At 67.7% G+C, this 21,312-nt stretch carries 15 protein-coding genes; 4 read left to right on the top strand and 11 right to left on the bottom strand.

Features of this window, described 5'->3' with window-relative positions; genetic code table 11:
• The first annotated feature begins 64 nt into the window (after positions 1 to 64).
• From edd to ML539_RS00615, 4 genes are all read left to right on the top strand, one after another.
• Positions 65 to 1,897, top strand: a complete 1,833-nt coding sequence (gene edd / locus ML539_RS00630; RefSeq protein ID WP_243319659.1) for a phosphogluconate dehydratase — start codon at positions 65 to 67, stop codon at positions 1,895 to 1,897.
• A complete protein-coding gene (locus ML539_RS00625; RefSeq protein WP_243319657.1) occupies positions 1,894 to 2,520 on the top strand; it encodes a bifunctional 4-hydroxy-2-oxoglutarate aldolase/2-dehydro-3-deoxy-phosphogluconate aldolase in 627 nt (208 codons plus the stop codon). The genes edd and ML539_RS00625 overlap by 4 nt, the downstream gene beginning before the upstream one ends.
• Positions 2,521 to 2,540: 20 nt before the next feature.
• Entirely contained in the window at positions 2,541 to 3,539 is a 999-nt protein-coding gene (gene gap / locus ML539_RS00620) for a type I glyceraldehyde-3-phosphate dehydrogenase (RefSeq protein ID WP_243319655.1), read from the top strand.
• A gap of 61 nt (positions 3,540 to 3,600) precedes the next feature.
• Positions 3,601 to 5,097, top strand: coding sequence for a hypothetical protein (locus ML539_RS00615; protein WP_243319653.1), 1,497 nt, complete (start codon positions 3,601 to 3,603; stop codon positions 5,095 to 5,097).
• Between the two features lie 8 nt (positions 5,098 to 5,105).
• On the opposite strand, the gene ML539_RS00610 is transcribed toward ML539_RS00615, so the two are convergent.
• The 11 genes from ML539_RS00610 to ML539_RS00560 all read right to left on the bottom strand — a co-directional run bounded on the left by ML539_RS00610 (position 5,106) and on the right by ML539_RS00560 (position 21,182).
• Positions 5,106 to 7,367 carry an alpha-amylase family glycosyl hydrolase gene (locus tag ML539_RS00610; RefSeq protein WP_243319651.1) on the bottom strand — a complete coding sequence of 754 codons (2,262 nt, stop codon included), beginning with the start codon at positions 7,365 to 7,367 and terminating at the stop codon, positions 5,106 to 5,108.
• A 19-nt stretch (positions 7,368 to 7,386) separates the two neighbouring features.
• Positions 7,387 to 9,039 (bottom strand): alpha-glucan family phosphorylase, encoded by a 1,653-nt coding sequence (gene glgP, locus ML539_RS00605; RefSeq protein ID WP_243319648.1) that lies wholly within the window; start codon positions 9,037 to 9,039, stop codon positions 7,387 to 7,389.
• A gap of 71 nt (positions 9,040 to 9,110) precedes the next feature.
• Positions 9,111 to 10,832 (bottom strand): alpha-amylase family glycosyl hydrolase, encoded by a 1,722-nt coding sequence (locus tag ML539_RS00600; protein ID WP_243319646.1) that lies wholly within the window; start codon positions 10,830 to 10,832, stop codon positions 9,111 to 9,113.
• A gap of 69 nt (positions 10,833 to 10,901) precedes the next feature.
• The gene (locus tag ML539_RS00595) at positions 10,902 to 11,342 is read right to left on the bottom strand and encodes a pullulanase-associated domain-containing protein (RefSeq protein ID WP_243319644.1); all 441 of its coding nucleotides are present in this window, start codon (positions 11,340 to 11,342) and stop codon (positions 10,902 to 10,904) included.
• Positions 11,343 to 11,398: 56 nt separating this feature from the next.
• On the bottom strand, positions 11,399 to 12,289 hold the full coding sequence (gene malG / locus ML539_RS00590) for a maltose ABC transporter permease MalG (RefSeq protein WP_243319643.1): 891 nt from the start codon (positions 12,287 to 12,289) through the stop codon (positions 11,399 to 11,401).
• An 11-nt stretch (positions 12,290 to 12,300) separates the two neighbouring features.
• Positions 12,301 to 13,827 carry a maltose ABC transporter permease MalF gene (gene malF, locus ML539_RS00585; protein WP_347710732.1) on the bottom strand — a complete coding sequence of 509 codons (1,527 nt, stop codon included), beginning with the start codon at positions 13,825 to 13,827 and terminating at the stop codon, positions 12,301 to 12,303.
• Positions 13,828 to 13,909: 82 nt separating this feature from the next.
• Positions 13,910 to 15,115 carry a maltose/maltodextrin ABC transporter substrate-binding protein MalE gene (malE, locus tag ML539_RS00580; protein ID WP_243319639.1) on the bottom strand — a complete coding sequence of 402 codons (1,206 nt, stop codon included), beginning with the start codon at positions 15,113 to 15,115 and terminating at the stop codon, positions 13,910 to 13,912.
• Between the two features lie 45 nt (positions 15,116 to 15,160).
• Positions 15,161 to 16,258: a sn-glycerol-3-phosphate ABC transporter ATP-binding protein UgpC gene (gene ugpC / locus ML539_RS00575; protein WP_243319637.1), complete on the bottom strand. Its 1,098-nt coding sequence runs from the start codon at positions 16,256 to 16,258 to the stop codon at positions 15,161 to 15,163.
• A 62-nt stretch (positions 16,259 to 16,320) separates the two neighbouring features.
• Positions 16,321 to 18,009 carry an alpha-amylase family glycosyl hydrolase gene (locus tag ML539_RS00570; RefSeq protein WP_243319634.1) on the bottom strand — a complete coding sequence of 563 codons (1,689 nt, stop codon included), beginning with the start codon at positions 18,007 to 18,009 and terminating at the stop codon, positions 16,321 to 16,323.
• Between the two features lie 70 nt (positions 18,010 to 18,079).
• Positions 18,080 to 19,453 carry a carbohydrate porin gene (locus ML539_RS00565; RefSeq protein ID WP_243319632.1) on the bottom strand — a complete coding sequence of 458 codons (1,374 nt, stop codon included), beginning with the start codon at positions 19,451 to 19,453 and terminating at the stop codon, positions 18,080 to 18,082.
• Between the two features lie 79 nt (positions 19,454 to 19,532).
• Complete coding sequence (locus tag ML539_RS00560; protein ID WP_243319630.1) at positions 19,533 to 21,182, bottom strand: alpha-glucosidase; 1,650 nt, start codon at positions 21,180 to 21,182, stop codon at positions 19,533 to 19,535.
• Positions 21,183 to 21,312 lie beyond the last annotated feature (130 nt).

The following is a 21,312-nucleotide window of genomic DNA, read 5'->3' as shown; positions in this document are numbered from 1 at the left end:
GCTTACAAATAGTAATAATGTTACAGGCACCCGACCCACCGGGACTCCGGGAAGGAACCTCCCCATGGCCCTGAACGCCCATGTCTCCGCCCTCACGGATCGCATCCGCCAACGCAGCCGCGCCGGCCGGGAGGCCTACCTGGCCCAGCTGCGGGAGGCCGGGGCGGCCCGTCCCCATCGCTGCGACGTCTCCTGCTCCAACCTGGCCCACACCTTCGCCGCCGCCGGCGCCGACAAGGCCGCGCTGAAGGAGGGCCGCGAACCGAATCTGGGCATCGTCACCGCCTACAACGACATGCTCTCGGCCCACCAGCCCCTGGGGGCCTTCCCCGCCTGGATCAAGGAGGCTGCCCGCGCCGCGGGCGCCACGGCCCAGGTGGCCGGCGGGGTGCCCGCCATGTGCGATGGCATCACCCAGGGCCAGCCGGGCATGGAGCTGTCCCTGTTCTCCCGGGACGTCATCGCCATGGCCACGGCCGTGGCGCTCTCCCACAACGTGTTCGACGCGGCGCTCTGCCTGGGCGTCTGCGACAAGATCGTGCCGGGCCTGCTCATCGGGGCCCTCCAGTTCGGGCACCTGCCCGTGGTCTTCGTGCCCGGCGGTCCCATGCCCAGCGGCCTCTCCAACGAGGAGAAGTCGAAGGTCCGCCAGCGCTACCAGGCCGGGAAGGCCACGCGGGAGGAGCTGCTGGCGGCCGAAGGCGCCGCCTACTGGGCTCCCGGCACCTGCACCTTCTACGGCACCGCCAACAGCAACCAGATGCTCATGGAGGTCATGGGCCTGCACCTGCCGGGCGCCTCCTTCGTGCCCACGGGCACGCCCCTGCGGGAGGCGCTCACGCGCCGTGCTGCCGTGCGCGCCGCGGCCCTGGTGGAAGGCGGCTCCGAATACACGCCCCTGGGCCTGGTGATCGACGAGCGCGCCATCGTGAACGGCATGGTGGGCCTGCTGGCCACGGGCGGCTCCACCAACCACACCCTGCACCTGGTGGCCATCGCCCGCGCCGCGGGCATCCTCATCGACTGGACCGACTTCGACGAGCTGTCCGCCCACGTGCCCCTGCTGGTGCGGGCCTACCCCAACGGCCAGGCGGACGTGAACGCCTTCCACCGCGCCGGGGGCATGGGCTTCCTCATCCGCGAGCTGCTGGACGCGGGCCTGCTGCACAGCGACGTGCTGACCGTGGCCGGACCGGGCCTGCGGCCCTACACCCAGGCCCCGGCGCTGGAGGCCGGCGAGCTGGTCTGGCGCGACGTGCCCGCCGAGAGCGGCGACGAGTCCGTGCTGCGGCCCATGGCGCGGCCCTTCGATCCCAACGGCGGCCTGCGCCTGCTCACGGGCAACCTGGGCCGCTCGGTCATCAAGGTCTCGGCCGTGAAGCCCGAGCACCGCCACGTGGTGGCCCCCGCCCGGGTCTTCGACAGCCAGGAGGCCCTTCAGGCCGCCTACAAGGCCGGGAGCCTCACCGGGAACCTCGTGGCCGTGGTGCGCTTCCAGGGCCCCCGGGCCAACGGCATGCCCGAGCTGCATCAACTCACGCCCACCCTGGCCAACCTCCAGGACCAGGGCCTCCACGTGGCCCTGGTCACCGACGGCCGCATGTCCGGCGCCTCGGGTCGGGTGCCCGCCGCCATCCACGTCTCGCCCGAAGCTCTGGCCGGCGGGCCCCTGGCGAAGGTGCGCGACGGCGACCTCATCGAGCTGGATGCTGAGCATGGACGGCTGGAGGTGAAGGTGGATCCGGCGGAGTGGGCCCGGCGCCCCCTGGCCTCGCCCCCGGCCCGCCACGACCACGGCACGGGCCGCGAGCTGTTCGGGCTCTTCCGGGCCCACGCCACCGAGGCCGAGGCCGGGGCCACCTCCTTCGGCGAGGCCTTCGACCGGAGCCGGCCATGACGACCTCCCTCGATACGATCCTCCGTGCCGCGCCGGTGATGCCGGTCATCGCCCTGGACCGCCTGGACCAGGCCCTGCCCCTGGCCGCGGCCCTGCTGGAGGGCGGCATCCCCACCCTGGAGGTCACCCTGCGCACCCCTGTGGCGCTGGAGGCCATCCGACAGATCCGCCAGGCCTTCCCCCGGGCCCACGTGGGCGCCGGCACCGTGACCACGCCCGAGGCGCTGCGGCAGGTGGCCGAGGCGGGCGCGGCCTTCGCCGTGAGCCCCGGCCTCACCCGTCCCCTGCTGGAGGCCGCGGCCGGCTCGGGCCTGCCCCTGCTGCCGGGCGTCATGACGCCCACGGAGGTGATGGCCGCCGTGGACGCGGGCTTCCGCTTCCTCAAGCTCTTCCCCGCCGAGCCGGCGGGCGGCATCCCCATGCTCAAGGCCCTGGCCGGTCCCTTCCGCGACCTCGCCTTCTGCCCCACCGGCGGCATCAGCCCCGCCACCGCCGCCGCCTACCTGGCCCAGCCCAACGTGGTCTGCGTGGGCGGCTCCTGGCTTGCCCCGAAAGCCCTCATGGACGCCGGCGACTGGGCCGCCGTCACCCGGCTGGCCCGCGAGGCCGCCGCGCTCCGCTGACCTTCCTCTCAGGAGACCTCATGACCCTCAAGCTCGGCATCAACGGGTTCGGCCGCATCGGCCGCATGGTGTTCCGCGCCGCCGCGCAGGACTTCCCGGACCTGGAGGTGGTGGCCATCAACGACCTGCTGGAGCCCGACTACCTCGGCTATCTGCTGCGCTACGACTCGGTGCACGGCCGCTTCCGGGGCAAGATCTCCCTCGAGGACGGACACCTGGTGGTGGACGGCCGGAAGATCCGCCTCACCGCCGAGAAGGATCCGGCGGCCCTTCGCTGGGACGAAGCGGGCGTGGACGTGGTGGTGGAATCCACCGGCCTCTTCCTCACGGAGGAGCTGGCCTCGAAGCACCTGACGGCCGGAGCGAAGAAGGTCGTCCTCTCGGCTCCCAGCAAGGACGCCACGCCCATGTTCGTCTATGGCGTGAACCATGAGACCTACGCTGGCCAGGCCATCGTCTCCAACGCCTCCTGCACCACCAACTGCCTGGCGCCCCTGGCCAAGGTGCTGAACGACACCTTCGGCATCAAGCGCGGCCTCATGACCACCGTGCATGCCGCCACCGCCTCCCAGCGCACCGTGGACGGCCTCAGCCACCGCGACTGGCGCGGCGGCCGGGGCATCCTGGAAAACATCATCCCCAGCAGCACCGGCGCGGCGAAGGCCGTGGGCAAGGTGATCCCCGAGCTGAACAAGAAGCTCACGGGCGTGTCCTTCCGCGTGCCCACCTCCGATGTCTCCGTGGTGGACCTCACCGCCGAGCTGAAGACGGAGACCACGTACGAAGCCATCTGCGCCGCCATGAAGGCCGCCTCCGAGGGCCCCATGAAGGGGATCCTGGGCTACACGGACCGGAAGGTGGTCTCCACGGACTTCCGCGGCGAGAGCTGCACCTGCGTCTTCGACGCCGACGCCGGCATGGCCCTGGACGGCACCTTCGTCAAGCTCGTGGCCTGGTACGACAACGAGTGGGGCTACTCCAGCAAGCTCCTGGAGATGGTGCGGGTCATCGCGAAGTAGGCGCGGGGTCCGGGCCTCCGGATCGCCGGTATCCTGGTCCGGTTTCCCCGGCGGAGTTCCCATGTCCAAGCCCCTCGTGCTGTTCGCGAGCCTCCTGCTCCTCGCCCCCGGGCTCCCGGCCCGGGCGCAGCTGGCCCCGGGGCCCCGGGCCCAGGCCCAGGTCCTAGCTCAGGTCCCGGCCGAGCTGCCCACGGGCGAACGCTGGCTGCGGCACTTCCGCGAGGACCTGCTGCCCTTCTGGAACATTCCCGACGCCTGGGGCTCGCCCCGGGGCGACTTCCCCACCTTCCGGGGCAACGACGGCAAGGCCGTGGACTTGGCCAAGCCGCCCGCCGAGCTGGCGGACGCGCCAGGCTGGATCCGGGCCGAATTCGGCCGCGAGTACGTCCGCATGAAGTCCCGCCAGACTTACTTCTATGGTGTGGCCTACCACCTGACCGGCGATCCCAAGATGCTCGAGCTGGCCCGGGATGGCGTGACCTTCATCCGGTCCAAGGCGCTGGATCCCGCCACCGGCAGCGCCGTCTCCTGGTTCGAGAAGGGCGAGCCGAAGCCCGAGGTGCTGGCCCGCACCAGCCAGGACCTGGCCTATGCGGAGCTGGGCATGGCGATGTACTGGTACCTCACCCGCGACGAGGCGGTGCTGGCGGACATCCGGCGCCTGAAGGCACACATCTTCACCCAGTACTGGAATCCCGACTGGCAGGCCCTCCGCTGGGTGGTGAAGGAGGACGCGGACAAGAGCCAGCTCCGCCAGGAGCTGGTGGCCCAGCTGGACCAGGTGAACGCCTACCTCCTGCTCATGACGCCCCTTCTGCCCGCCAAGGAGCGCCAGGCCTGGACCGCCGACCTGAAGCGCCTGGCAGAGGTGATGGTGAAGGACTACCACGAGGCCGACCGGCACCTGTTCTGGGGCACGATCCACGACCCAGCCCAGAAGCGGCTGGGCTCCCGCCACACGGACTTCGGCCACACGGCCAAGGCCTACTGGATGCTGGAGCGCATCGGTCGGCTCACGGGTGACCGGGCGCTGGCGGACCTCGCCACCACTGGCGCGAAGGCCGTGCTGAAGCAGGCCTACCTGCCGGACTCCGGGACCTGGGGCTCGCGCCTCGGCCGCGACGGCAGCGTGGACCCGGGCAAGGAATGGTGGATCTACGCCGAGCTGGACCAGCTGGCCGAGACCCTGGCATTGCGCGACCCTGCGCAGGCCGCCCCCCTGCCTCGCACCACCGCCTTCTGGTTCACGCGCATGGTGGACCCCCTGAACCACGAGGTCTGGGGCGGCGCTGGTGGGCCTGATTTCGAGCCCTGGGAGGGCCCCAAGATCCACCAGTGGAAGAGCGGCTACCACTCCGCCGAGCACGCCCTGGTGGGCTACCTCACCGCCCAGGCCCTCCACCACCAACCTGCAGTGCTCTACTTCGCCCCCAAGGATCCGAAGGCGGTCCTGCGGCCCTACGTCTTCGACGGGCGACTCGCGAAGCGCACCAGCCGTTCCCTGCCCGGCTTTCCGGGCCACCGGAGAGTGGAGGCCACCTTCATCGGATTGAAGTAGTCCCCTGACTATTTCCTGAAGATGGCCGAGGTCAGCGGATCCAACGTCACCGTGGTGCCGCTGACGGCCACGCCGGTGGGCGTGGAGATCGCCGCGGTGCCGGCGGTCGCGCCATCGGCGACCAGGGTGGCCGTGGTGAGGTCGATGTCCGCCGAGAAGGTCTTCGCGGTGGTGTCGGCATTGTGGAAGACGTACCAGGTGCCGGTGCCGTCCGAGGACACGGCCTTGTAGCCGAAGGCCAGGGCGCTGGTACCGGCGCCGGCCGGAAGGCTGGTCAGGTTCGCGGAACGCACGGCGTCGGGCAGGCGGAAGGCGTTGGTGCTTTTTCTCAGGACGATGAGGCCCTGGACGTAGCGGTAGAGCTGGGTGCCGTTCTGGGTCGTATCGTAGTTGGTGAAACCGCCGGCCAGGGGATTGCCGTTCGTGTACACCCGGGACCAGGCCACCAGGTTGATGGCGTCGGAGGCGTTGTACGAGTTGTCCACGAAGTAGCGGCCGCCGTTCGACCTGGTGTTGGCGTACAGCCCCGTGGTCTCCTTCGTCCGGAACATCTCGTCCCCGGCGTGGATGAACGCGAGCCCCTGGGAGGTGAGCAGCGCGGCATAGCCTACCCGGGCCCGTTTGAGCAGGACGGCGTCGCCCGCGGCGGTTTTGGGCGAGGCGGTGGCCATGGCCAGCACGTCGTAGAGGCAGAGGTTGTCGTGGCAGGTGAGGTAGCTGGCCACGTTGTTCGTGGAGCCGGGCGCGAAGGCGGGGCTGGTGTTGGTGGGCACGCCGGCGATGTTGGAGAACAGGGCGGCCACCGACTGGGAGACGCCCGTGAGGTAGGCGGGCTGGCCGTCGTTGGGATAGCCGTTCTTGAACACCTGACGGTAGCTGTCGGAGAACATGGCGACGTTCCGGCCGAGGAACTGGGCGGAGTTCCCCTGGTCCGCCCCCGCGGTGGCGTCGCCGTTGTAATCCGTGGCCGGCCCGCTGTAGAAGCCGTTCCAGCCCTCCCCGATGAAGAGGGCCTTCGGGTTGTAGGAGGTGGCCGCGGCGTAGGCGGCCTTCACCGTCTGGGTGTCCAGCACCCCCATGAGGTCGAAGCGGAACCCGTCCACCTTGTACTCCCGCACCCAGTAGGCGACCGAGTCCACGATGAGCTTCCGCGCCATCTTGGCCTCGGAGCGCACGTCCTGGCTGCCGGCCCCGTTGCGGCTGGTGCTGCGGTAGAAGTAGCCCTGGATGCCGGTATCGCCCAGCACGGCGTTGTTGACCGTGTGGTTGTAGACCACGTCCAGGATGACGCCCATGCCCTGCTTGTGGATCTCGTTGACCAGGGTCTTCAGCTCGTTGATGCGGGCCGCGGGATCGTTCGGGGCGGCCGAGTACATGCCCGTGGGGGTGAAGTAGTTCTGCGGATCGTAGCCCCAGTTGTAGTTGGCGCCGGAGGTCTTGGCGAGGTCCAGCTCCCGGGTGCCGATCTTCGTCTGGTCGTAGGTGTAGTTCTCCAGCGGGCAGAGCAGCTGCACGTGGGTGACGCCCAGTCTCTGGATATGCGGCAGCAGGTCCACCAACCCCTTGAAGGTGCCCCAGGTATGCCCTGCCGCGAAGCCGCTGAGGTTCGGGTCCACCGTGAGGTCGCGCACGCCGGCCTCGTAGATGATGGCGTCCCGGTTCGAGGCGTAGGCGTAGGGGGCGCTGGCGCCATCCGGCCCCCTCATGGCGGATCCGTCGAAGTAGTAGGAGGCGCCCGCATAGGGCGTCCAGCCACCATCCGGACCGATCGGGGTGGGATCGACGATCGCGCCCTTCCCGATGCTGTCGCCGGGGATGGAGGCGCTGGGCGTACGCACCCACTGGGCCATGGACTTGGCGTAGGGGTCCAGCACGTACTCGCTGCCCACCTTGAAGACGTAGAGGCTCTGAGCGGGAAGTGCGATGGCTCCGGTGCTCCAGACGCCGCCGGACCCACGGGTCATGGCCACGGTCGCCGCAGGGGCGTTCAGGGCGTCGTTCCAGTGGGCGTAGAGGGAGAGGCTCACGCTCGCCGCGTTGGGGTTCCAGTAGGAGAAGGTCACGGTCCCGGCGCCGAAGACGGGGCCGAGGGCGGTGCTGGGCACCTTGTAGTAGCTGGCGTCAGGGGCCGGCGTGGCGTTCGGATCCGCATCCAAGGCGGAGGCGCTGGGGTTGGAGGGGCCCGTGCCACCGCCCCCACCGCCTCCACCCCCGCAAGCGAGCATGAGGACCAGGCTGGCGGTCAGGAGAGACAGGGCAGTTCGGGACATGGGACCTCCTGCGGAGGAGCTAGCGGGTGGCCCGCTTGTACATCCGGCTGTAGTACTCATCGAGCATGCGTTCGACGCCGAAGGCGTCACGGGTGCTCCGGATCGAGGCGGCCATCATCTCCACCCAGGCGTCGTGGCGATCGTAGTAGGCGGGCAGCACCTCGTCGGCCAGCACCTTCTTGAAGGCCTTGAAGTCGTGCTTGTCCAGCACCGCCTCGTCCTCGCTCTCGAACCCGTCGCCGAACTGCCAGCCGTTCACCCCGTGTTCGCAGGCCTCGGGCCACCATCCGTCCAGGATCGACAGGTTCAGGACCCCGTTCATGGCGGCCTTCATGCCGGAGGTGCCCGAGGCCTCTTTGGGCCGGCGCGGGTTGTTGAGCCACACGTCGGAGCCGCGGGTGAGCATGCGGCCGATCTCCATGTCGTAGTTCTCCAGGAACACGACGCTGCCGGGGTATTTCCGGGTCATCTCCAGGATGTTCTCGACGATGCGCTTCCCGTTGTCGTCCAGGGGATGAGCCTTGCCGGAGAAGACGATCTGGAGGCGGCCGCTCTTGAGCAGGGGTTCGATGAACTTGCGGTCGGTGAAGATGAAGTTCGAGCGCTTGTAGGGCGCGGCGCGGCGGGAGAAGCCGATGAGCAGCTTCTCCGCATCGAGCTTCACGCCCGTGCGGGCCTCCACGAAGGCGATGAGCTTCTTCTTGTTGTCCAGGTGCGTCTTCCAGAGCGCGTCCTTGGCCTTCTTCGTGCCGTCGTAGCCAGCCCCAAGCTCCAGCATCCGATGGTCCACCCAGGTGGGGCGGTGGATGGCGTTGGTGATGCCGATGATCTCGCTGCGCCCCTCGATGTGCTTCCACATCTGGTTGGAGGTGACGCGGTGCAGGTCGGCCACGGCGTTGGAGATGCGCGACAGGCGCAGCGCCCCCACCGTCATGTTGAAGGGGCTGCCGCCGAGCTGCTTGAGCTGGGCCTTCGTCATCCCGAGGTTGGCGCCCATGTACAGGAAGCGGTCGATGGGATGGGACTCGTTCCCCTGGACGATGGGCGTGTGGGTGGTGAAGACGACCTCCTCGCGGGTCTTCGCCCAGGCGGCCTCGAAGGTGGCGCCCTTCGCCATGCGCTGGTGGATCAGCTCGAAGCCCGCGAACAGGGCGTGGCCTTCGTTGAAGTGGTAGACATCTGGCTTGATGCGGAGGGCCTGGAGAGCGCGAACACCGCCGATGCCCAGCACCATCTCCTGGGCCACCCGCTCCTCGCCGAACCAGCCGTAGAGCTGGCCCGTGATCCAGCGCGCCTCGCCGTCGTTCTCCTCGATGTCGGTGTCCAGAAGGTAGAGGGAATCCACGCCATAGCTGTTCACCCGCCAGACCTTGATCTTCACGGGCCGGGCCTTGATCTCCACCTCGACGGTGACGCCGGTGTCCTCCAGGAACTCGTGGCTGGCGTTCTTGTAGGCGTCATACACGCGGCCCGTCGCGGGATCCACCATCTGCTCGCCGTAGCCCTGCTTCCAGCGGATGCCGATGCCCACCATGGGATAGCCGTGGTCCTTCACGCCCTTCAGGTAGTCGCCGGCGAGGATGCCCAGGCCGCCGGAGTAGATCTTGAACGAGCTCTCGAGGGCGTACTCCATGCAGAAGTACGCGACCCGGGGCAGCTTCTTGGTGGTCATGCAGGCTCCTTCGTTCCCGGTTTGTGCGATGTTTAGCGCGCCATTCATGCCGAACGGCGCGAAGGTCAAATTCAATGGGCCTCGCCCTGCACCCGCTCCAGCAGAACGACGCCGTCGGCCTCCAGCGCGACCTTTCCGGCCGCCACCGTGGCCGTGCGTCCGGTGTAGGCGTCCTGCAGGGTCTCGCCGGCCTGGAACACGCCGGCCACGGACAGGCTCACCGCGCCCTTGGCGCCCAGGGCCACCACCACGCGGTCGCCGCTGGTCGTTTCGACGCGGCTGAAGGTGTAGGGCGCATCTCCCAGCTGCTTGTGCTCGCCGGTAGCCAGGGCCCGGTGACGGGCCCTGAAGGTGCCCAGCTTGCGCCAGTGGGCCAGCACCTTGGCGTTCTCGTGGCCCCAGTTCATGTCCGAGCGCGTGGCTTGCTGCTTGTCCGTGCGGGGCATGGGCCCCTCGGGCCGGGCGGTCTCGTCGCCGTAGAAGATCTGCACGCCACCAGGCGCCAGCAGGAGAGCCGTGCCCCCCTCGATGAGCCGCGTGCGGTCGAAGAGCTCCGTATCGTGGGACGAGAGGTAGTTCAGCATGTGGACGGGCTTGCCAGCCTGGGCCTGGGCATAGCCCCGGAAGAGCTTCTCGGGCCTGGCGAAGGCGCCGTCCTCCTGCTGGAAGTCGAAGTTGATCATGGCGTCGAAGCCGAAGCCCGTCAGCTTGTGCTTCTCGGGCCCGGCGCCCCAGTACTCGCCCACCATCCAGAAGGGGGCGTCGTCGATCTTGCGGGTGGGGTTCTTGGCCTTGAACTCCGCCAGGGCCTTCACGGCCTCGGCCTTGAGGGCGGCCCAGGCCTCGGGCTCCACATGCTTCACGGTGTCGCAGCGGAAGCCGTCGACGCCGTACTCGCGCACCCAGTCCGTGAGCCACTTGATGAGGTAGCCGCGCACGGTGGTGCTGGGGAGGTCCACCGCCTTCGTGTCCCCCTTCTCCTTCAGGAACTTCGGGAGCTTCACGGCCTCGGGGCTCTCCGTGCGGAAGTCGGGCAGGAAGGCCAGCTGCATGGTGAGGTCGTTGCGGCCGCCGTCGATGTAGCCAGGCAGCCCGGCGCGCACCCAGGGCCGGCCCCACCAGTCGCCGAACTTGAAGGAGTTGTAGTCGATGTAGTTGTGGTAGTTCCGCAGCAGGTTGGGATCCTTCTCCCAGCCGTCCCACAGGACATCCACCTTCAGGTCCTTGGCGGTCTGGAGGTCGAGGTAGCCGGGGTGGTTCATCACCACGTCGAAGAGCACGCGGATGCCCTGGGCGTGGGCCGTGTCCACCAGGTCGCGGAGGTCTGCCGCCGTGCCCAGGTTCTGGTCGATCACCGTGTAGTCCAAGGCCCAGTAGCCGTGGTAGCCGTAGTGCTTGAACTCCCGCTGGCCGCCCTGCACCCAGCCGTGGATCTGCTCGTACGGCGCGGTGATCCAGAGGGCGTTCACGCCCAGCTCCTTGAACCAGCCCTTCTTGAGCTTCTGGGTGAGGCCCTTGAAGTCGCCCCCGTGCCAGGTGCCCACGTCGTCCTTGGGATTCATCTCCCGCTGGCGGCCGTAGGCGTGGTCATTGGAAGGATCGCCGTTGACGAAGCGGTCTGTCATCACGAAGTAGACGATGGGGTTCTCGGCGAAGGTGCCGGGGACGGCCGCCGGAGCCTGCCCTGGAGCCGGCATCGGAGCCTGGGCCCGCGAGGGCAGCCAGGCCGCGGCGAGGCCGCCGGCCACGAGGAAGGCGCGGACGACAGCGGAGGAGCGGAGAGGGTTGGTCATGGGCATCCCATCAGAGTTCAAGGGCAGCCAGGGCCGGACGCAGTCCGGCCCTGGCGCCGGGGCATTCATTTACTTCTTGTCCTTCGTGCAGTCGTGGTCCTTCAGGGCCTCTTCCTTGGAGAAGTAGATGGTGCGGTCGCCGTTGATCACCCAGATCTCCTTGTGGGCGCGGCCGTCGAAGGCCATGTCCTTGGCGCCCTGCTCCTTGATGTCGCCCTTGTGGATGATGTAGTTCACCTGGGACTTGGAGCCGGTGTTGAACTCCTCCAGGTCCACCTGCCAGAAGACGCCGAAGTCGGTCTTCCCGGTGGGCATCATGGGGTTGGGCCACTCGATGTCGGGCAGGGGCATGTTGGGGCTCTTCCAGAGGTGCACGCCCCAGCGCTCGTACTTGCCGTCGCAGCGGTGGTAGTTGATCTGGATCTTGCCCTCGGGCGGCGCGGAGAGGGCGGGGGTGATGATCAGGGCGATCACGGCGATCGCCTTGAGGAAGGTCGTGCGGAGGCTCATGCGTGACTCCTTGGGGGAAAAGAGGGCTCGGCCCTCGGGTTGGGGGGGAAAGCGGATCAGCCCTTGTTGGCGCCGGCCGTGAGGCCGGAGATCATCCAACGCTGGACGAGGATGAAGACGACGGCGATGGGCAGGCCGGAGAGAATGGCCGCGGCGGCGAAATCGCCCCAGAGGTACTTCTGCTGGTAGAGGAACTGCTTCATGCCGGCGGCCATGGTGAGCTGGTCCTGGCTGCGCAGCAGGATGGAGGCCACGGGGTACTCGTTGACGGCGCCGATGAAGGCCAGCAGAAAGATGACCATGATGATGGGCAGGGCCATGGGCAGGAGCACCCGCCAGAACGCCTGCCAGGGCGTGGCCCCGTCCACGGTGGCGGCCTCTTCGATCTCGGCGGGGATGGTCTCGTAGAAGCCCTTGATGGTCCAGATGTGAAGGGCGATGCCGCCGGAATAGGCCAGCACCAGGGCCCATGGACTGTCGATGCCGAAGGCGGGGAAGGTGTGCCCGAGGCGGGAGAAGATGGCGTGGATGGCGATGAGAGCCAGGATCGTGGGGAACATCTGCATCAGCATCAGCCCCACGAGCGAAGCCTTCTTCCCTCCGAATTTCATCCGGGAGAACGCGTAGGCGGCGGTGGTGGAGAGCAGCACCGCCGTGGTGGCCGAGAGGGTGGCCACCTTCACGGAGTTCCACAGCCAGCGCAGCACGGGCAGGTCGGGGATAATCACTTGGCCGTCCGCGTTGGTCACGGGGAGACCCAGGGCGAAGCGCCAGTGTTCGAGGCTGATGGTCGTGGGGATCAGGCTCCCCGTGGCGAAGTTCCCGGGGCGGAGCGAGATGGAGACCACCATCAGCAGCGGAAAGATGACCAGGGCGCAGAGGCAGATCAGGAAGAGGTGGGCGGCGACGACACGCCAGCGCTGGGACTTGTCGATGACGATGGCCATGGCGTCTCCTCTCAGCGCTTGGTGTCTTCGGCGATGCGGGTGGACCGGATCTGGATCATCGAGATCACGGCCACCATCAGGAACACCACCGTGGAGATGGCCGCGCCCAGGCCGAACTTCTGGCCCGAGTCCTGGAAGGCCATGCGGTAGGTGTAGGACACGAGGATGTCCGTGGTGCCCGCCGGCGTGGAGGTGTTCAGGAAGTCCGGCAGTCCGCCCGTCAGGAGGCTGATGAGCACGAAGTTGTTGAAGTTGAAGGCGAAGGAGGAGATGAGCAGCGGCGTCAGGGGCTTCAGGATCAGCGGCATCGTGATCCTGAAGAAGTTGGTGATCGGTCCCGCGCCCGCCACCGCCGAGGCCTCATAGAGGTCCTGTGGGATCGCCTTGATGAGGCCCATGCAGACCACCATCATGTAGGGGAAGCCCAGCCAGGTGTTGACGATGAGGATCATCGTCTTGGCCAGGAAGGGATCCGAGAACCAGGTGGGCTTGATGCCGAAGAGGCCGTTCAGCACCAGGTTGATCTCGCCGAAGTTGTTGTTGAAGAGCCCCTTGAACACCAGGATGGAGATGAAGCCCGGCACCGCGTAGGGCAGGAAGAGCAGCAGCCGGTACACGCCCCGGAACCGCAGGTTCTCCCAGCTCAGCAGCACGGCCAGCACCATGCCGAGCGCGGTGCAGAACACCACTGTCAGCGTGGAGAAGACGATCGTCCAAGTGAAGATCCGCCAGAGCGGCTCGCGCAGGGAGGTGTCCGTAAAGATGTCGACGTAGTTCTTCCAGCCGATGTCCACCTGGAAGCCCGGCGTCACCGACTCGCCGTCGGCGGTCTCGTAGAACCCCGTCTTGAAGTTGGGCCGGAGGACGTCATGGGTCTCGTTGTTTGTGAGGCTGCCGTCGGCGTTGTGCGTGAACTGGGGTCGGCTGGGGGCGAACTCCCGCAGGCCGGTCATGCGCACCTGGCCGCCGTCGGGCATGACCACTGTGATGCCCTTGAGGAAGGGCTGGCGGTCGATCAGGTCCTTGAGGGGCATCTCGTCGCTGGGAAGCAGCCCAGTAGCCGATTGGGCCTTCAGGGTGAGGTGCGTCCCCTCGGCGCCCAGGGCGAAAGGCTCCGTCGCGAAGGTGACGCCGCTGTCGGCGTCCTCCAGGCGGAACCGCCAGCGATTGCCGTCGGCATGGAGCTCGGAGGTGTAGGTGGCGCCTTCGGCCCGATAGGTCTCCTCCAGCAGATACTGGGTGGCCCGCTTGAAGGTCAGGAGGTTCGTGGAGCTGTAGTTGGTGAAGCCGATGCGGATGGTGTAGAGCATCGGGAAGACGACGAAGATCAGGGCCGCGCCGATGCCCGGGAAGAGGTAGCGGTACGCGTAGGTCCTCTTCGAGGTGTAGATCCACACGAAGCAGACCAGGGTCACGAGCATGACGCCTGCCAGCAGGGTCTCACCGGTGGCATAGATCACGGTGACGACGTACAGCCCGGCCAGTCCCAGGAGGACCATCAGGAGGGGCGGCAGGAGGCGTTTGAGAACCGGCGACATGGGCATGGGTGGATCCGAATCGGGAAGAGGGCCCCGGCTGGCGGGGCGGGCCCGGAGGCCCGCCCCGCGCCGGGAGGAACGGCTACTTGAGGATCCGCTTGGCGGCGGCGTCCAGGGCTTCCTTCGGGGTCTGGCGGCCTTCGGTCATGTTGTTCAGGGCGGAGACCATGGCGGCCCAGAAGCGGCCCATGCGGGGGTTGTTCGGCATGACGACGCCATCGGTGGCGCTGGCCATGGAGACCTGGATGAAGGGATCGTTCTTCATCTTGGCGTAGGCGGCCTTGTTGGCCGGAGCGCCGATGGCCACGTCGGCGTTGATGGTCTCGAGCCCCTTCAGCGTCAGCATGTTGTTCTCGATGAACTCGCGGGCGATGTCCACGTTCCCGGCGGAGGAGGCGGCCTTGGTGATCATGGCGCCCATGTAGCCCACGAAGGGCTTGGCGGGCTTGCCGGCCACGCTGGGGAGCTTGGCCACGCCGAAGTTGACCTTGGCCTTCTTGAGGTTGTCCCAGGCCCAGGGGCCGCTGATCATCATGGCGAGCTTGCCCTGGGCCATCTGGGCTTCCATGTCGGCATAGGTGGCGCCCTTGGGCATCACGCCCTCCTTCACCATCTTCGTGAGCAGCTCGGCGCCGATGACGGCCCCGGCGTTGTTCACGCCGGTGTCCTTCTGGTCATAGGTGCCGTCGGCGTTCATCTTGAAGGCGTAGCCGCCATTGGCCGCCAGCATGGGCATGGTGAAGTAGGTGTTCGTGTAGTCCCAGAGGATGGCCTTCTTGCCCTGGGCCGCGAACTTCTTGTCGAGGGCGAAGATCTCCTCGAAGGTCTTGGGCGGCGTCTTGATCAGGTTCTTGTTGTAGATGAGGGAGACCGCCTCGATGGCCACGGGGTAGGCCCACACCTTGCCCTTGATGGTGAAGGCCTGCCAGGCCTTCGCGTCGATCTGCTCCTTGATCTTCTTGCCGGGGGTCACGGCGTTGATGACGCCGCTGTCGGCCCACTCGCCCACGCGGTCATGGGCCCAGATCCAGATGTCGGGCCCCTTGCCCTCTTCGGCGGCCGCCTGGAACTTGCCGGGGGCGTCCTCGGGATGCTCGACAACGACCTTCACGCCGGTCTTCTTGGTGAATTCGTCGCCCACCTTCTGGAGGCCGTTGTAGCCCTTGTCGCCGTTGATCCAGATGAGGAGCTTGCCCTTCTCGGCGGCCTGGGCCACGGTGAGGGCGCCGGCGACGAGCAGGGTGGCGGTGGTGGCCGCCAGTTTGCGGAGGGTGGATGGATGACTCACGACAGTCTCCTTGGGTTGGGCCGGAAGGTCCGGTGGATGAGAACGCTAGATGAGGCGGGTACAGGCCCGGCCATCCGGGCCGAACAGGTGGCAGTGCTTGGCCGGGAAACGGAGGTGGGTCTCGTCGCCGGTCCGGAGGGGGGTCTCGGGCTGAGCCTTCACGGTGAGCTGCCCCTGGCCGCCGGGGGCATGGACGTACAGGAAGACGGTGTCGCCCAGGTGCTCGGACACGATGACGGACGTGCGGGCCGTGCCTTCGCCGGAGGCGGTCTCCGCCAGAAGGCGCTCCGGGCGGATGGCCAAGGTGAGCGCCATGCCCTCGGCCAGGCCCCGGGCATCGACCTGCGCGGTCACCTGCGTGCCGTCCTCCAGCCGCACCGTAGCCAGCGCCTCCGTCGCGGAGACCAGCGCGCAGGGAAGGAAGTTCATTTTGGGCGAGCCGATGAAGCCGGCCACGAAGCGGTTGGCGGGGCGGCGGTAGAGCTCCAGCGGCGTGCCCACCTGCTCGATGCGGCCCTCGTTGATGACCACGATGCGATCGGCCAGCGTCATGGCCTCCACCTGGTCGTGGGTGACGTAGACCATGGTGGTGGCCAGGTCCTTGTGCAGGCGGGCCAGCTCGACTCGCATCTGCACGCGCAGGCCGGCGTCCAGGTTGGAGAGGGGTTCGTCAAAGAGGAAGACGCCGGGCTTCCGAACAATGGCCCTGCCGATCGCCACCCGCTGGCGCTGTCCCCCCGACAGCGCCTTCGGACGGCGATCGAGCAGGGGTTCGATCTGGAGGATCTGGGCGGCCCGCTGGACGGCCTCCGCGATCTCCGGTTTCGGACGCCCGGCGAGCTTGAGGCCGAAGGCCATGTTCTCGGCCACGGTCATGTGGGGGTAGAGCGCGTAGCTCTGGAACACCATGGCGATGCCGCGCTTGGAGGGGGGCACCTCGTTCACCTGGCGGCCTCCGATGAAGAGCTCGCCGCTGGTGATCTCCTCCAGGCCCGCGATGCAGCGCAGGAGTGTGGACTTTCCGCAGCCCGAGGGCCCCACGAACACGACGAACTCCCCGTCGGTGATGCCGAGGTCGATTCCATGGAGGATCTCGGTGTCACCGAAGGACTTGCGGAGGGCTTTGAACTGGAGGTCGGCCATGGGGATTCCGGATGAGACGGTTGGAGCCAGATGGATAGGGCCGCAGGGCCCGGGAGGCAAGGTCAGTTCAGGTCGCCGTGGAGGGTGCCCTGGAAGGCCGTACCCGACACGTAGAGCACGCGGACACCGTAGGGGGGCAGGCTGGCGGCGGTGTAGGTGTCGCTGCTGAGGGCGACCGAACCCTTCAGGTCGCCGAGGATGGCCTGGACAGGGCCTCCGGCTGGCACGCCGAGGGCCGTCAGTCCGGAGACGGTGACGGTCTGGGGCGCGCCCGTGAGGTTCGCCACCACCAGAACCCGCTCGGTGCCCGCATCGCGCAGGTAGGCCAGGGCCTTGCCGGTGCTCACGTCGGTGGGAAGGGTCGCGTAGCCGCCCCGAAGGGCCGGATAGGCCTTCCGGGCCTGGATGAGGTAGGTGCACCAGCTCAGGATCGAGTCGGGCTGGCCCGTCTGGGCCGACACCGCTGCCCAGTCCATGGGTTGGCGGAGGTTGATGTCCGAGCCGGCCTTGCCGGTCATGCCCACTTCGTTGCCGTAGTAGAGGATGGGGGTGCCGGGGGACAGGAGGTTCAGGGCCTCGGCCAGGATGATCCGCGCCTTGTCGCCGCCGTACTGGGTGCCGGGGCGGGAGATGAGGTTGTCGTGGTTCGAGTCGAAGGTCGCCGAGCGGTAGCCCGCCGGGTAGGTGCGCTGCTCGAACTCCCAGAGGGAGGTCAGCTGCGTGGCGTCCCCCTGGCTGATGGTGTGGTAGACCGCCCAGGGCGCGCTGAAGTCCAGGCACATGTGGAACTCGTTCGCGCCGTTGCCGTAGTAGGGCGCCACGCCCGAGGCGTCGTTGGTCCAGGCCTCGGCGATCATGGCCTTGCTGCTGTGCTTCAAAGGGTCCCCGCCGGGATGGGGATGCTGGTCGCCGCTGTCGTACTCGTCCAGCAGGGCGCGGAAGGCCTGGAGCCGCGCGTGGGTGTCCGGCTGGTCCGCCTGCTGGCCGGGGCCGGTCTCGCAGAGGTAGCGCACCGCGTCCACCCGCATGCCGTCGAAGCCGCGATCCAGCCAGAAGGCCTGGACCTTTCGCATCTCGGCCTGAACGGCGGGGTTGTAGAAGTTCAGGTCCGCCAGGGAGTCCGTGGCGAAGGAGGTGTAGAAGTAGCCGGAGGCGCCGGATTTCCAGACGTCCTGCGGGGTTCCCCCGCCCCAGGGGAGGCCCCAGCCCGCGGGCTGGCCGGCGCTCCAGATGTACCAGCTGTCCCGCGTGGCGGCGTTCGTGAACCAGGGATGCTTCGTGGAGGTGTGGTTCGGCACGAAGTCGAAGAGGATCCGCATCCCCTTCGCATGCACGGCCTCGATGAGGGCCTTGAGGTCCGCGCGGGTGCCGAAGCGGTCGTTCACGGCGTAGTAGTCCGTCGTGTCGTACCCATGCATGTTGTCGCCCTTGTAGCCGCACTCGAAGATCGGCGACAGCCACAGGGTGTTCACACCCAGGGACTGGAGGTAGTCCAGCTTGCCCTGGAGGCCGGGAAGGTCGCCGATGCCGTCCTGGTAGGCGCCATCGGCGAAGGCCTTCACCCAGATGTGGTAGACCACCGCATCCCGGTACCAGCCGGGGGCGTTCTCCAGCTGCTGCCCCGGCTCGATGACCGAGGTGTCTACCGGATAGCGGGAAGCGGCATCGGTGCTCGGGCCGACGCAGGCCAGCCCGCCGGCCAGGAGGAGGACCAGCAGGGAGGGAGCGATCGTCAGGCGCAGGGTCTTCACATCTCGTCCTTGGAATCAGAAGCCAGGAAACGGCCCGCCCCGAAGGACGGGCCGTTTCGTCGGCCAGCCATTACCACCAAGCCTCGACCTGGGCGCCGAACGTGGTCCCGGCCTGCGAGCCAGCGAATACGCCGAGGCCGCTGGGGGTGCCCCAGGCGGTGGCGTACTGGTTCCAGTTGGCTCGGGTCACGAAAAGGCGCAGGACCGGGCGGGACCACCAGCTCGCCTGGGGGCTGAACTGGAGGGCCAGGGTCTTCTTGACCATGCTGCGGGCCTGTCCGTCGGAAGGCGAGCCGTCGCCGCTGACCTTGAACCGGTCCATGCCGATCTCGGCCGCCAGGCTGACGTGCTTGGAGAAGAACCAGACGGGACGGGCACCGATGGAATCCCAGACCATGTCCCGATGACCCGGCTGACGGTCATCCTCGTTCTGGACGCGGTGCACCACCACGGCTCCCATGCCGAACTGCTTGGTCGGCTGGATGAACAGGCTGTCCATGGCCATCCACCAGTTGTTACGGGTGTTGAATTCGGGGTTGTACCAATTCCAGAACGTGGAGCCATCACCCTTGGTGAGGTACAGCTTGTTGTCGCCGCCGAGAATGCCCGACTGCTGGTACTCGAGGTGGAATCGCCGGCCGATGTTGTTGTTGGAGGGCGTGGCGGCCCCCTTCCTCACGCTGGGCTCGTTGTACTGGAACCCGAGGGTGAAGGAAGACCCTTCCCAGATGGACAGGCCCGACCAGCGGAGGTCATGGGAGGCGACCACCACCTTGCCGTTGTAGTTGAAGACGTCCGTCTGGATCGCGCCGGGGAAGTGCCCCGCGCCCCAGCCGTAGTCCACATTGTTCCGGTCGGCCTGGATGTAGGCGTAGCTCAACTTGCCGAGCCCGACGTCGATGCCTTCGACCCCCACGCCATCGCCGCTGTTGTTCCAGTAGTAGAAGTCCAGCATGTGAAGGTCGTGGCGCTGGTAGAACCGCCGGCCCGCCCAGATGGAGGCATTCTTCAGCATGAAGGAGTCACCCAGCATGCCATTCGCCTCGCCCCAGGCCTCGCGCAGGTAGACCATCTGGTTCTGGGTGGCCGCGTGGGAGTAGTCCACGTTGCCGCCGGCGTCCACGCTCGCATCCCGCGCATCGTAGTACTGCCGGAAGGTCGGGCGGAAGTGGAGCTTGAAGTTGGTATCGCCCCTCTCGTAGGCCTTCACGTCGATGGCGAGCTCGAGGTAGTTGTCCTCCTCATTGCCGAGCCGGTAGCCGGGGCCTCCGGAGGGGTTGTTGATGGTGCCGGGCAGGTAGAAGCTGCCCTGCTCGCCGCCGTTCGACGAGCGGCCGACGCCCATGCGGGTGTAGCCGTGGATTTCGACCACGTCCTGCGCGAGGAGCGGTCCGCAGGCCAGCGCCAAGGGCAGCGCGGCCTTGATGAGGGAGAGAGACTTCATGGTCTTGCCTCCAGTGGGAGAAGCCGCGGGGGCGGCGGGTTGGGTGGGAAGCTTGCGGAGGGAGGGCTGGCGCATGGAATCAGGCCATGCGGCCGAAGAACCCTCCCCAAGGGGGAAGGTGGAGGGTCCGGCCTTCGAGGCGGCAGGCCGGGAGGCCATGCCCGTCGAAGGGCTGGACGGAACCGGGGACGGTGTGGCTGATGGGGTTGGGGCTCAGGTTGAAGGCCGCCAAGATGTGCTCGTCGCCGGCCTCGCGGCGGAAGGCCAGGAGGGGCTCGGCGGTGCGCTGGAACCGGATGGTCCCGCGCCGGAGGGATTCGAAGCCTTTCCGCCAGGCGAGGAAACGACGGTAGAAGCCCATGACCGAATCGGGGTCGGAGGCCTGGGCGGCCACGGAGCGGCGCAGGTGATCCGGGAACATGGGCAGCCAGGGTTCCACGGTCGAGAACCCGCCCCGCGGCGCCTCGCTGGTCCAGGGCATGGGGGTGCGGCAGCCGTCCCGGCCCTTGAAGTCCGGCCAGAAGGTGATGCCGTACGGGTCGATGAGACGGTCGAAGGGCACTTCGGCCTCGGGCAGGCCCAGCTCCTCGCCTTGGTAGATGCAGAAGCTCCCGCGCAGCGAACCGAGCACCGCCAGCAGCAGCTTGGGGAAGGCGGGATCATCCACGCCCTTGCCCCAGCGGGTGACCACCCGGACGCTGTCGTGGTTGGAGAGCGACCAGCAGCCCCACCCGCCGCCGCGACGGACATAGCGCTCGAACTCCTCCACCACGGACCGGATGCGCCCGGCGCTGAACTCGTCCGTGAAGAGGCTGAACCCGTAGGCCATGTGCAGCTTGTCGCCATCCGCGGTGTACTCGGCCATGGTGGCGAGGGCGCCTTCGTCGCCGATCTCGCCCACGCTCATGGCCCCGTACTGGTCCAGCAGCGTCCGGAGGCGCTTCAGGAACCCCAGGTTCTCCGGCTGGGTCTTGTCGTAGCGGTGGATCTGCCGCCCGTAGGGGTTGCCCTCCTGGACGGAGGTGAGCTCCACGGATCCGGGCCGGGCCGCCGGGTTGTTCCGCAGCCGCCGGTCGTGGAAGTGGAAGTTGCAGGCGTCGAAGCGGAAGCCGTCCACGCCGCGCTCCATCCAGAAGCGCACTTCCTCGAGCAGCTGGGCCTGCACGGGCTCATGGTGGAAGTTGAGGTCCGGCTGGGACTCCAGGAAGTTGTGGAGATAGTACTGCCGCCGGTGCGGCTCCCAGGTCCAGGCGGGACCCCCGAAGACCGACTGCCAATTGTTGGGCGGCGTGCCGTCCGCCTTGGCCTCGGCCCAGACGTACCAATCCGCCTTGGGATTGATCCGGCTGGCTCGGCTCTCCTTGAACCAGGCGTGCTGGTCGGAGGAATGAGACAGCACCTGGTCGATGAGCACCTTCATGCCTAGGCGGTGCGCCTCGGCCACCATCCGGTCGAAGTCCGCCAACGTGCCGAAGGTGGGGTCCACGTCCCGGTAGTTCGACACGTCGTAGCCGAAGTCCTTCATGGGCGACGTGAAGAAGGGCGAGATCCAGATGGCGTCCACCCCGAGGTCGGCCACGTGGGCCAGATGGCGAGTGATGCCCGGAAGGTCGCCGATGCCATCCCCGTTCGTGTCCTGGAAGCTCCGGGGGTAGATCTGGTAGATCGCCGCCCCGCGCCACCATTCGGTGCCTGGGATCGGGTGGGCGACGGGTTCCCGGACGGGCATGGTCAGAGTTCCTTGTTGGGGTGAGGACGGGAGCGGGGCACAGGGTGAATTCGTATGTAACCGGTTACAAATCGATATTCCCGGTGGGCTTTTCCTGGGTACCTGCGGGAAACATGGATGGGGACAGGGG

Source organism: Geothrix sp. SG200, assembly GCF_022808935.1.
GTDB classification, from domain to species: domain Bacteria; phylum Acidobacteriota; class Holophagae; order Holophagales; family Holophagaceae; genus Geothrix; species Geothrix alkalitolerans.
The sequence above is the reverse complement of the archived record's forward strand: the minus strand, read 5'-3'. Positions and strand labels throughout refer to the sequence as shown.

Excerpts from the sequence above, each read along its gene's own strand:
- ML539_RS00625 (WP_243319657.1), top strand. The coding sequence starts at position 1,894 with ATGACGACCTCCCTCGATACGATCCTCCGTGCCGCGCCGGTGATGCCG.
- ugpC (WP_243319637.1), bottom strand. The coding sequence starts at position 16,258 with ATGGCCGACCTCCAGTTCAAAGCCCTCCGCAAGTCCTTCGGTGACACC.
- edd (WP_243319659.1), top strand. The coding sequence starts at position 65 with ATGGCCCTGAACGCCCATGTCTCCGCCCTCACGGATCGCATCCGCCAA.
- glgP (WP_243319648.1), bottom strand. The coding sequence starts at position 9,039 with ATGACCACCAAGAAGCTGCCCCGGGTCGCGTACTTCTGCATGGAGTAC.
- ML539_RS00565 (WP_243319632.1), bottom strand. The coding sequence starts at position 19,453 with ATGAAGTCTCTCTCCCTCATCAAGGCCGCGCTGCCCTTGGCGCTGGCC.
- ML539_RS00610 (WP_243319651.1), bottom strand. The coding sequence starts at position 7,367 with ATGTCCCGAACTGCCCTGTCTCTCCTGACCGCCAGCCTGGTCCTCATG.
- ML539_RS00615 (WP_243319653.1), top strand. The coding sequence starts at position 3,601 with ATGTCCAAGCCCCTCGTGCTGTTCGCGAGCCTCCTGCTCCTCGCCCCC.
- malG (WP_243319643.1), bottom strand. The coding sequence starts at position 12,289 with ATGGCCATCGTCATCGACAAGTCCCAGCGCTGGCGTGTCGTCGCCGCC.
- ML539_RS00560 (WP_243319630.1), bottom strand. The coding sequence starts at position 21,182 with ATGCCCGTCCGGGAACCCGTCGCCCACCCGATCCCAGGCACCGAATGG.
- ML539_RS00600 (WP_243319646.1), bottom strand. The coding sequence starts at position 10,832 with ATGACCAACCCTCTCCGCTCCTCCGCTGTCGTCCGCGCCTTCCTCGTG.
- malF (WP_347710732.1), bottom strand. The coding sequence starts at position 13,827 with ATGTCGCCGGTTCTCAAACGCCTCCTGCCGCCCCTCCTGATGGTCCTC.
- ML539_RS00595 (WP_243319644.1), bottom strand. The coding sequence starts at position 11,342 with ATGAGCCTCCGCACGACCTTCCTCAAGGCGATCGCCGTGATCGCCCTG.
- gap (WP_243319655.1), top strand. The coding sequence starts at position 2,541 with ATGACCCTCAAGCTCGGCATCAACGGGTTCGGCCGCATCGGCCGCATG.